Origin of the sequence: Streptomyces sp. NPDC050636, assembly GCF_040654775.1 — a bacterium.
GTDB lineage: Bacteria > Actinomycetota > Actinomycetes > Streptomycetales > Streptomycetaceae > Streptomyces.
Map to the genome: position 1 here is coordinate 21,823 of NZ_JBFAIP010000075.1, position 10,978 is coordinate 32,800.

Annotated in this window: 9 protein-coding genes and 1 pseudogene; all 10 read left to right on the forward strand. The window is 70.0% G+C overall.

The window, feature by feature from the left end; all coding sequences use genetic code 11:
- Nucleotides 1-74 precede the first annotated feature (74 nt).
- The 10 genes and pseudogenes from AB0I10_RS31950 (at nucleotide 75) to AB0I10_RS31995 (ending at nucleotide 10,902) form a co-directional block, all read left to right on the forward strand.
- On the forward strand, nucleotides 75-923 hold the full coding sequence (locus tag AB0I10_RS31950) for an ABC transporter permease subunit (RefSeq protein WP_363156162.1): 849 nt from the start codon (nucleotides 75-77) through the stop codon (nucleotides 921-923).
- On the forward strand, nucleotides 920-2,875 hold the full coding sequence (locus AB0I10_RS31955) for an FAD/NAD(P)-binding protein (protein ID WP_363156163.1): 1,956 nt from the start codon (nucleotides 920-922) through the stop codon (nucleotides 2,873-2,875). The genes AB0I10_RS31950 and AB0I10_RS31955 overlap by 4 nt, the downstream gene beginning before the upstream one ends.
- The gene (locus AB0I10_RS31960) at nucleotides 2,847-3,782 is read left to right on the forward strand and encodes an amino acid ABC transporter permease (protein ID WP_363156164.1); all 936 of its coding nucleotides are present in this window, start codon (nucleotides 2,847-2,849) and stop codon (nucleotides 3,780-3,782) included. Before AB0I10_RS31955 ends, AB0I10_RS31960 begins: the two co-directional genes overlap by 29 nt.
- Complete coding sequence (locus AB0I10_RS31965; RefSeq protein WP_363156165.1) at nucleotides 3,779-4,600, forward strand: amino acid ABC transporter ATP-binding protein; 822 nt, start codon at nucleotides 3,779-3,781, stop codon at nucleotides 4,598-4,600. The genes AB0I10_RS31960 and AB0I10_RS31965 overlap by 4 nt, the downstream gene beginning before the upstream one ends.
- A gap of 63 nt (nucleotides 4,601-4,663) precedes the next feature.
- Nucleotides 4,664-5,635: an ABC transporter substrate-binding protein gene (locus tag AB0I10_RS31970; protein WP_363156166.1), complete on the forward strand. Its 972-nt coding sequence runs from the start codon at nucleotides 4,664-4,666 to the stop codon at nucleotides 5,633-5,635.
- Between the two features lie 150 nt (nucleotides 5,636-5,785).
- Nucleotides 5,786-5,935: pseudogene (locus tag AB0I10_RS31975) on the forward strand (F420-dependent methylene-tetrahydromethanopterin reductase); the annotation flags it as partial.
- 5 nt (nucleotides 5,936-5,940) lie between these two features.
- The gene (locus AB0I10_RS31980; RefSeq protein ID WP_363156167.1) at nucleotides 5,941-6,726 is read left to right on the forward strand and encodes a DUF1684 domain-containing protein; all 786 of its coding nucleotides are present in this window, start codon (nucleotides 5,941-5,943) and stop codon (nucleotides 6,724-6,726) included.
- Between the two features lie 310 nt (nucleotides 6,727-7,036).
- Entirely contained in the window at nucleotides 7,037-7,945 is a 909-nt protein-coding gene (locus AB0I10_RS31985) for a S1 family peptidase (protein ID WP_363156168.1), read from the forward strand.
- A 308-nt stretch (nucleotides 7,946-8,253) separates the two neighbouring features.
- Nucleotides 8,254-9,225, forward strand: a complete 972-nt coding sequence (locus tag AB0I10_RS31990; RefSeq protein ID WP_363156169.1) for an SPFH domain-containing protein — start codon at nucleotides 8,254-8,256, stop codon at nucleotides 9,223-9,225.
- A 609-nt stretch (nucleotides 9,226-9,834) separates the two neighbouring features.
- Complete coding sequence (locus AB0I10_RS31995; RefSeq protein WP_363156170.1) at nucleotides 9,835-10,902, forward strand: S1 family peptidase; 1,068 nt, start codon at nucleotides 9,835-9,837, stop codon at nucleotides 10,900-10,902.
- Nucleotides 10,903-10,978: the final 76 nt, after the last annotated feature.

Sequence of the window (10,978 nt, forward strand, 5' to 3'; positions counted from 1 at the left end):
GGGGCGCGACCCGTTCTGCCTGTGTGAAGGCGCTCAACTCCCGTGTTCGATCACTGAATCCACGGAGCCTTCGCATGCCTTCCGACACCGTCGGCGCCCGCGAGACCCGCGGCGCCCTCGACGAGTCCGCCGCCCCGCCCGACGGCACGGACACCACCGTCCCCCGTATCGTGCCGCGGCGCCGCACCGGCCAGTGGGCGACGGCCGCCGCCGTCCTCGTCCTGCTGGCGCTGGCCGTCAACTCCGTTGTCCGCAATGACGCCTTCCAGTGGGATGTGGTCGCCGACTACTTCCTGACCACCGCCGTACTGCGCGGCCTGGGTCTCACCCTCTGGCTGACCGTGCTCGTCATGACGTCGGGCTTCGTGCTGGGCACCCTGCTCGCGGCGATGCGGCTGTCCGCCAACCCCGTGCTGCGCGGCGTCAGTTGGGGATACGTCTGGCTCTTCCGGTCGATGCCGATCCTGGTGCAGCTGCTGTTCTGGTTCAACATCGGGGCGCTGTACCCGACGATCCTCGGCGTCAAGACCGTGAACCTGCTCGGGCCGGTGGCCATCGCTGTCATCGGCCTCACCCTGCACGAGGCCGTCGGCCATTCGCCCGGGGCGGACACCCCGCGACTGCTACTCTGGGTGAGTCCGCAGCAACTGGGTGGAACGGCCGCAGGGTATGCGGTTGACGGACGTGGAGGCATCGCCGCTGGGCAGCCTATGAAGCGTCAACCGTCCTTGCTCGACCCTGAGTCGGGAAGGGGAGTCTGGCCGCATTCGGTCAGGGGATGCCAACACCGGACTTACCAGGTTGCCAACAGCGTCCGGTCGAAGGGGATGAGCCGCTGTGTGGCTGGTGGTCTTCGGGGTCGTACCCGTGCACCGTCAGCCGTACAGCGGCACTACGCCCGCGGTACGGCCGGTGCCCGATGAGCCCCGCCGTGCCGTCGGCCGCGCGGCCGTCCCTGGTGATCGTGGGCGCTGGCCCGCGAGGCACCGGGCTGATCGAGCGGATCGCCGCCAATGCCGCAGAGTTGTACGGCGATACGCCCCTCGACGTGCACCTCGTCGATCCGCATCCGCCCGGCGGCGGCCGAATCTGGCGGCATGACCAGTCCGCGCTGCTGTGGATGAACTCCACCGCCGAGGACGTCACCATGTTCACCGACGAGAGCGTGGAGCAGGAAGGGCCGGTGCGGCCCGGCCCGTCGCTCGCCGAATGGGCGCGTGCGGTGCGCGCCGGCGAGATCGCCGTCGCGCCCGCCCTCGCCGCCGAGATCGCGGCGCTCGGCCCGCAGGACTTCGCCGGCCGGCGGCTGCAGGGCGCCTATCTGCGCTGGGTGTACGACCGGTCGGTGGCCGCGCTGCCGCCGCGGATCACCGTCCATGAACACCGGCACCAGGCCGTAGGGGTATCGGGCCCGCGCGGCGGCCGGCAGCGGGTGTGGCTGGCGGGCCGCCCCGCACCGCTCGTCGCCGACCTCGTCGTACTCGCCCTGGGGCATCTGGAGTCCGAACCACCGTCCGAGCAGCGGGAGTTGACCGCATTCGCCGCCCGGCACGGGCTGACGCATCTGCCGCCCGCGTTCACCGCCGACAGCGATCTGAGCGCGCTGCGCCCCGGCGAGCCGGTGCTCGTCCGCGGCTTCGGGCTGGCCTTCATCGATCTGATGGTGCTGTTGACCGAGGGGCGTGGCGGAACGTACACGACCGGCGGCGGCGCCATCGATGGGGAGCTGACCTACCACCCCTCGGGGCGTGAGCCCGTCCTCCATGTCGGGTCGCGGCGCGGGGTGCCGTACCACTCCAAGATCGGCTACGAGCCGGGCGGCGAACGGCCGCCGGTGCCGCGCTTCTTCGGGTCCGCGCAGGTCGACGAGCTGCTCGCGCGGCCGGGCCGGATCGACTTCCGGCGCGATGTCTGGCCGCTGATCGACAAGGAGCTGGGCTTCGCCCACTACCACCGGCTGTTCACCGCTCACCCGGAGCGCACCCGGGTGAACTGGCCGGACTTCGAGGAGAAGTACGCCGCCGCCGACCCCGGCAGCGCCGAACTCCAGGCCCTGGTCAGCGCCTCGGTCCCGGACCCCGCCGACCGCCTCGACCTGGACGCCCTGGACCATCCGCTCGCCGGTCTGCGCTACCCCGACGGCGAGGCGCTGCAGGCGGGACTGCGCGGCTATATCGAGGCCGATCTCGCCCGCCGCCACGACCCCGAGTACAGCCCCGACCTGGCGGTCTTCCTCGCACTGCTGTCGGTGTACGGCCAGCTGATCCGGCTCGGCGACCGCGGCCCCTGGTGGCACGGCTTCTTCAGCTATCTGGCCTCCGGCCCGCCGGGGCCGCGGCTGCGTCAGCTGCTCGCGCTCTCCCGGGCGGGTGTGGTGCGCTTCCTCGGTGCCGGCACCACCGTCACCGCCGATGAGCGGCACGGGGTGTTCCGGGCCGGGAGCTCCAGCGTGCCGGGGGAGTCGGTGACGGCCCGCGCGCTGGTGGAGGCGAGGCTGCCGGAGCCGACCGTCGAGCACACCCGGGACACCCTGCTGCGCGGACTGCACGCCGACGGCGCGGCATCGACATCCGCCGGACTGCTGGCCGTGGACTCCGCCGACGGCCGGGTCCTGGACCGGGCGGGCCGCCCGCACCCGCGCCGTTTCGCCCTCGGCCCGCACACCGACGCCCGCTCCGGCGGAGCTTTCTCCCGTCCCCGTACCAACGCGCCCGCCTTCCGGCAGAACGACGCGACCGCGCGGGCGCTGCTCACTTTCCTCCGGGAGCGCACCGAACCCATACCCGTGCCCGCCTCCGCCCCCGCCGCCCGCACCGCGTCACCCTCCGAGGACCCCGAGGACTCCCATGCCATTGACCAGCGCGCTGACCAGTGATCCAGCCAGTGGTCCGCCCAGTGATCCGGCCATCGGCAAGGGCGCTCCCCAGCACGCCGGGCCACCGGAGGCCGACGACCCGGCGGCACTGAAGGTCGTCCCCGTACGGCACCCCTGGCGCTGGGCGGCCATCGCGGTGACGGCCGTACTGATCGCCCAGTTCGTCCACGGACTGGTCACCAACCCGGCCTGGGAATGGGGGGTGTTCGCGCAGTTCTTCACCGCCGAGACGGTGCTCAAGGCGGTCTGGACCACCCTCCAGCTGACCGTCTACGGCACCGCCCTCGGCTTTGCGCTCGGTATCGTCCTGGCCTTCATGCGGCTGTCCGCGAGCCCCTTCCTCCGGTGGGTCGCGTTCGGCTACATCTGGGCCTTCCGGTCCATTCCACTCATTGTCCAGCTGCTTTTCTGGTTCAACCTCGCCTACCTCTACAAGCGCCTGGACTTCGGCATCCCCTTCGGCCCCGGCTTCTTCTCCTTCGACACCATGGGCCTGGTCGGCGCGATGGACGCGGCGGTGCTCGGCCTCGCGCTGCACCAGGCCGCGTACGCCGCCGAGATCGTGCGCGGCGGGGTGCTCGCCGTGGACGGCGGACAGCTGGAGGCGGCCGCCGCACTGGGCATCCCCAAGCTGCGCCAGCTGCGCCGCATCGTGCTGCCGCAGGCGATGCGCTCGATCCTGCCGAACGCCACCAACGAGGTGATCTCCCTCTTCAAGGGCACCTCGATCGTCTCCGTCATGGCGATCGGCGAACTCTTCTACCAGGTCCAGGTCATCTACGGGCGGAACGGCCGGGTCGTCCCCCTGCTGATGGTGGCCACCGCCTGGTACATCCTCCTGACCACCGTGCTCTCCGTCCTCCAGCACTACGTCGAACGCCACTTCTCCAAGGGAGCCACCCGATGAGCACGCAGGGCGCGATGGTCGAGGTCCGCGCGGTCCGCAAGAGCTTCGGCTCGCTCGACGTACTGAAGGGAGTGGACCTCCAGGTCCGTACTGGTCAGGTCGCCGTCATCCTCGGCCCGTCCGGCTCCGGCAAGTCCACTCTCCTGCGCACCATCAACCACTTGGAGAAGGTCGACAGCGGCTCGGTGAGCGTGGACGGCGCGCTGGTCGGCTACAAGCGCGATGAGAAAGCAGCGGCCCGAAGGGCCTCCGGCAAGGGTGGTGGTGGGCGACGGGCGGGCAAGCTCTACGAGCTGCGCGAACGCGAGATTCTCAAGCAGCGCACCCAGATCGGCTTCGTCTTCCAGAGCTTCAATCTCTTCCCGCATCTGACCGTCCTGGAGAACATCACCGAGGCGCCCGTCTCCGCACTGCGCCGCCCGAAGAAGGACGTGACGCAGAGCGCGGAAAGGCTGCTGGCACGGGTCGGGCTCGCGGACAAGGCGGACGCATATCCCCGGCAGCTCTCCGGAGGCCAGCAGCAGCGGGTCGCCATCGCCCGCGCGCTCGCTCTGGAACCCAAGCTGCTGCTCTTCGACGAGCCGACCTCCGCGCTCGACCCGGAGCTGGTCGGCGAAGTCCTCGATGTCATCAAGGACTTGGCGCACCAGGGCACCACCATGATCGTCGTGACCCATGAGATCGGCTTCGCCCGCGAGGTCGCCGACACGGTCGTCTTCATGGACGGCGGACGGATCGTCGAGCAGGGCCCGCCCGGCGAGGTCCTCGACCACCCGCGCCACGAGCGCACCAAGTCCTTTCTTTCCAAGGTCCTTTGACGCATGCCTTCCCCATGCTTCCAAGGCTCCTTGACCAAGCCCAGTCACCCGAGGAGCGCTACGTTGATCCGCCACATCCCGACCACCGCCCTTGCGCTCGCCGCCGGCTCCGTACTGCTGACCGCCTGCGGCGGTGGTGGTGTGGCGAGCGACAACGTCGCCGCCGCGGGCAAGCAGGGGCCGAAGATCAATATCGGTCCCGACCAGCACCGTATCCGCGGACAGAAGGACCCGGAGATCGCCGCCCTGGTGCCCGCGCGGATCCGGGACGCCGGCGCGCTGCGGATCGGTGTCGGCGCCGAGAGCGCACCGCCGCTGACCTTCTACGCCACCGATGACAAGACCCTCATCGGCGTCGAGGAGGACATCGCCACGCTCGTCGCCGACACCCTCGGCCTCAGGCCCCGGTTCGACCCGCTGTCCTGGGAGAACCTCTTCGTCGGCCTGGACAGCGGCAAGCTCGACGCCGTCTTCTCCAACGTCACCGTCACGGAGGAGCGCAAGGAGAAGTACGACTTCGCGACCTACCGGCTCGACGAGCTGGCGGTGGAGGCGAAGAAGGGCAGCGGCTGGAAGGTCCGCGGCGCCAAGGACGTCGCGGGCAAGACCATCGCGGTCAGTTCCGGTACCAACCAGGAGAAGATCCTCGTCGAGTGGAGCGAGGAGAACGAGCAGGCCGGCCGCAAACCGGTCGAGATCAAGTACTTCCAGAAGGCCTCCGATTACTACCTCGCCCTCCAATCGGGCCGTATCGACGGCTACTTCGGCCCGAATCCGTCCACCGTCTACCACGTGAACACCGTGGGCCAGACGGAGGTTGCAGGCACCTTCTCCGGTGGCGGAAAGAGCGTTCAGGGCAAGATCGCCGCCACTACGAAGAAGGGCAGTGGCCTGGTCAAGGCCTATGCCGCCGCACTGCGCAAGGTCATCGACGACGGCCGGTACGGCAAGGTGCTGGCGCGCTGGGGGCTGACCAGCGAGGGCCTGAAGACCTCCCAGATCAATCCGCCCGGCCTACCCAAGTCGGCGAGCTGAACCGGAGGTCCGTCCCGGAGGTCCGATCCGGGATCCCACTCGGAGATCCGACCCGGAGATCCGACCCGGCGAGAGAGGAAGCCCCCATGTCCGTATCCCCACGCCTGCCCCCTCTGGCCGTCGCGCTGGACAGCTCGTACCGCATCTGAGCATCTGACACCCGGTGGCCTGGACACCTTCGTCGACCGCGTCGTCCCCCTCCTCCAGGAACGCGGCGGGTACCGCACGGAATACACCGGCACGAGCCTGCGCTCCCATTTGGGGCTGCCGGATCCAGCGCGCCCGGTGTGGAAGGGTTGAGCGTCATGAGTACCACGCAACTCCAGGAGTGGCAGGGCTGGCGCGAGCGGCGCCTCGCCACGGTCTCCGGACCGTACGGCCCGCTCGCCCTGACGGGCACGTACTGGCTGTCCGACTACTCGGACGGCCACATCGAGGGCGTGCCGGGCACCTGGACGCAGGAAGGCGACAAGGTCGTGCTGCGGGCCGCCGCCGAGGACCGGCTCACCCTCGACGGCAAGCCGCTGACCGGCGAGGTCCGGCTCGACCAGGACACGGTGCCGGACGCCACCCGTGTCGCCCGGGGCGAGCGGCATCTGCTGGTGCTGCGCCGCGAGGGACTGTGGGCGGTACGCGTCTTCGACCCGGATTCCGCGGCCCGCCGCGCGTTCGCCGGCATCGATGTCTACGACTACGACGAACGCTGGGTGCGGCCCGGCCGGTTCCGCCCGTACGCGCAGGGGCGCACCGTCCAGGTCCGCAACGCCGACGGAGAGCGGCGCGGCCTCGGCGTGGCCGGCGAACTGGCTTTCCTTCTCGAAGGCGATGAACACACTCTGCAGGTCGCCGTCGAGGGCGACGGCTCCCTGTGGGCCGTGCTCGCCGACGGCACCAGCGGTACCGACAGCTATCGCTTCCGCTTCCTGCGGCCGCCCGCGCCCGCCGAGGACGGCACCGTCACCATCGACTTCAACCGCACCCTCCTGCCGCCCTGTGCCTTCGCCGACCACTTCATCTGCCCGTTCCCGCCGCCGGGCAACACCCTGCCGATCGAGCTGCGGGCCGGTGAGCGGAACCGCCTCGACCGCTGACCCGTCCAACCCCCGACCGAGGGGGTCAACCACCGCCCCGGCAGCTCCGGATGAGGCTGCCGGGGCGGCGTGTTGAGCGGATGGAGCGTAGAGAGCGAGCGGGATGGTCGGCCCGCAGCGCCGGTTTGTTTCCGGCGCAAGACATTTGTGTGGACCTCTTGCGCTGCGGGGCCGCCGAGCCCGACACTCCCGATCAGCGCTTGTCAGGGACACGCGGAGACGGAACGGAACGTGCGGATTCCCGCGTGCCCTTCGGCTGCGCCTCACGGGCCGCCCACCGGCGGCCCCCCGATCCCCCTCGGAGGAATCAGTGAGGAACGAGCGCACCACCCCCCGCAGCGGCGTAGCGAGACGCACCCGGCTGATCGCCGTAGCGTCCGGACTGGTGGCCGTCGGAGCCATCGCCATCCCCACCGCCAATGCCCAGGACCCCGCCCCCGCCCCGAAGTTCAGTGCCACCCAGCTCGCCGCCGCCGGCAACGCGGTACGCACCGCGGATGTCGCGGGCACCGCATGGCATGTCGACAAGGCCGACAACACCCTGGTCGTCACGGCCGACCGCACCGTCTCCCAAGCCGAGATCGCGAAGATCGAACGGGCCGCGGGCGGCAACGCCGGCGCGGTACGCATCGAGCGCATCGCCGGCACCTTCCGCAAGTTCATCTCCGGCGGCGACGCCATCTACGCGTCCAGCTGGCGCTGCTCGCTCGGCTTCAACGTCCGCAGCGGCAGCACCTACTACCTCCTGACGGCCGGTCACTGCACCGACGGCAACCCGCCCTGGTACACCAACTCCTCGCGCACCACGAGCATCGGCCCGACCGCCGGCTCCAGCTTCCCCGGCAACGACTACGGCATCGTGAAGTACACCAATACGTCCGTGTCGCACCCCGGAACGGTCGGTGGCCAGGACATCACCAGCGCCGGAACCCCGAGCGTCGGCCAGTCGGTCACCCGCCGCGGCTCCACCACCGGCACCCACAGCGGCAAGGTCACCGCACTGAACTCCACCGTCAACTACGGCGGCGGCGACATCGTCTCCGGACTCATCAAGACCACCGTCTGCGCCGAGCCCGGCGACAGCGGCGGCCCGCTCTACTCCGGGACCAAGGCCCTCGGCCTCACCTCCGGCGGCAGCGGCGACTGCACCTCCGGCGGCACTACGTTCTTCCAGCCCGTCACCGAGGCGCTCAGCGCGTACGGCGTGAGCGTGTACTGACCGCGTGAGCGGCTGCTGACCGGCTGAGCTCATCTGCCGGTCCGGCCGACCGGGCGGACCTGTCAGTCTGATCGGCAGGTCTGATCGACTGGTCTGGTCGACAGGGCTGACGTGTCGGGCTGACCTGTCGGGTCGGCTGCTGGTCACATCGGGCCGACCTGCTGGTCAGAAGGGCCCCCGTCCATGGACGGGCGGGGGCCCGACGGGCCGCCACGTATCTCGACCGCCCTCCGAACCGGGCATACCATGGCAAATAGCAGTGACTCGGGCGGCAGGCAGCGACGGACGGCAGACGTCAGGGGGCCGTGATGGTCGAAGAACTGGTGACGGCCGGAGTGGGGCTCGCGTGCGCCGGCGCGGTGTATCTCATGGCGGCGGCGCGGGTGGTCAAGCAGTACGAACGCGGTGTGGTGCTCCGCCTCGGACGGCTGGCTTCCGCGGTGCGCCAGCCGGGATTCACCATGATCGTTCCGGTCGTCGACCGGATGCGCAAGGTCAATATGCAGATCGTCACGATGCCGGTGCCCGCCCAGGAAGGCATCACCCGCGACAATGTCACGGTCCGGGTCGATGCCGTCGTCTATTTCAAGGTCGTGGACGCCGCCGACGCGGTCATCCGGGTCGAGGACTACCGCTTCGCGGTCTCGCAGATGGCGCAGACCTCGCTGCGGTCGATCATCGGCAAGAGCGAGCTGGACGATCTGCTGTCGAACCGGGAGAAGCTCAACCAGGGCCTGGAGCTGATGATGGACAGCCCGGCCATCGGTTGGGGCGTGAGTGTCGACCGGGTGGAGATCAAGGACGTCTCGCTGCCGGAGACGATGAAGCGGTCGATGGCCCGCCAGGCGGAGGCGACCCGTGACCGGCGCGCCCGCGTGATCAACGCCGATGCCGAGCTGCAGGCGTCGAAGAAACTGGCCGAGGCGGCCCAAGCGATGTCCGGCCAGCCCGCCGCGTTGCAACTGCGGCTGCTGCAGACCGTGGTGGCGGTCGCCGCCGAGAAGAACTCCACGCTCGTCCTGCCCTTCCCCGTCGAGCTGCTGCGGTTCCTGGAGCGCTCCGGGATCCAGGCCCAGGCGGAGACCGCGAAGGTCGAGGCGGAGCGGGAGCGGAAGGTCGAGGCGGAGCGGGAGCGTGCGCACGGCGCCGAGGTCGCCGAGGTCGGAGAGGTTGGAGAGGTCGCCAGGGTCGGCGAGGCGTCTCCGCCCGATGCGGCCGCTACGGCGAGCGAACTGCCGCCGGAGCTGGAGGACCTCCCCGAGGCGGAGAACCTGGCGTAGGGGTAGGCGTAGGGCGTAGGGCTGCCGCCACCAGTCACCGGCCACCAGTCACCGGCCACCAGCCATCAGCCATCAGCCATCGACCCCATCCGACCCCGACCTGATCGCCGTACATGCCCGTGAATCCGGGTGCATACGGCGATCTCGGCTGTCAGGGGCCGGGATCGTGCCGGATCAGGGCTTATCTGGGTTGATCTGGGTGGGTGGGTGGGTGGGTGGGTGCGTGCGGGTGTGCGCGGGTGTGAGAGCGGCCCGGGGCGGCAGGATCCCCACGGACGGTTTCCGGACAGATCTGCTCCTCGGCAATCCTCACGCAGCGCTCGCCGGCCGCCGGCTCGTGTGGCCGCTGGTGTCCGTACCGAGCAGTGATGTGCGCGGATACTCGTGTGACCGTCATGTGATGAAACGGTGAACTCCCGTACCTGAGACCGGAACTCGGTCTTGTGCACGAGTGAGAGGGATGGGAATACTCGGCCCCGCACGTTGGCATGGACGCGACTCCCCGAGGTGCTGCTACGAGGGGCGACCCGTTCGTGTCTGCATTCCTCACACTCTCCGGGTCCGTGTCTCCCCACAGAGCGGGCCCATCCCCCCACGGGAGGCTCTGAGTTGAAGCACCGACGCATACCCAAGCGACGCGCTGTTCTGGCCGGCGCGGGAGCGCTGGCCCTGGCCGCCACCGCCACCCTCACCCTGGCCAACGCCAACGCGGCCCCCGCCCCCACCCCCCTCGCCAAGCTCTCCTCCACCGCCGCGAGCACGCTGGCATCCCAGCTCAAGACCGGCACGGCCGGTGCGTTCTATGACGCCAAGGCCAAGAAGCTCGTGGTCAACGTCGTGAACGAGGCGGCGGCCGAGACCGTCCGGGCGAAGGGAGCGGAGGCGAGACTCGTCAAGCACACGCTCGCCCAGCTCGCGTCCGCCCGGCAGACGCTGAAGTCGAAGGCGACCATCCCCGGCACCTCCTGGGGCATCGACCCGACCAGCAACAAGGTCGTGGTCACCGCCGACCGCACGGTCAAGGGTGCCAAGCTGGACCAGCTCACCAAGGTCACCAAGAGCCTCGGTGACAAGGTCGAACTCCGCCACAGCAAGGGGGAGTTCAAACCCTTCATCGCCGGCGGCGACGCGATCTGGGGGAGCGGCGCCCGCTGCTCGCTCGGCTTCAACGTCGTCAAGGACGGCCAGCCGTACTTCCTGACCGCCGGGCACTGCGGCAACGCCGTACAGAGCTGGTCCGACCAGCAGGGCGGCTCGGAGATCGCGGCCACCGAGAACTCCTCGTTCCCGGGCGACGACTACGCCATCGCCAAGTACACGGGGGACACCGCGCACCCGAGCGAGGTGGACCTCTACAACGGCAGTACCCAGAAGATCACCAAGGCGGCCGAGGCCACCGTCGGTGAGAAGGTGCAGCGCAGCGGCAGCACCACCCAGGTGCACGACGGTGAGGTCACCGGCCTGAACGAGACCGTCAACTACCAGGAGGGCACGGTCGAGGGTCTGATCAAGACCACCGTCTGCGCCGAGCCCGGCGACAGTGGCGGCGCGCTCTTCGACGGCGAGTCCGCGCTGGGTCTCACCTCCGGTGGCAGCGGCGACTGCTCCGGCGGCGGCGAGACCTTCTTCCAGCCGGTCACGGAGGCCCTTGAGGCCTACGGCGCGCAGATCGGCTGACCCGCGCAGCACGGTGCATGGCGCCGGCCCCTGGACATCTCGATGTCCGGGGGCCGGCGCGGTTCCCGACCGGTGG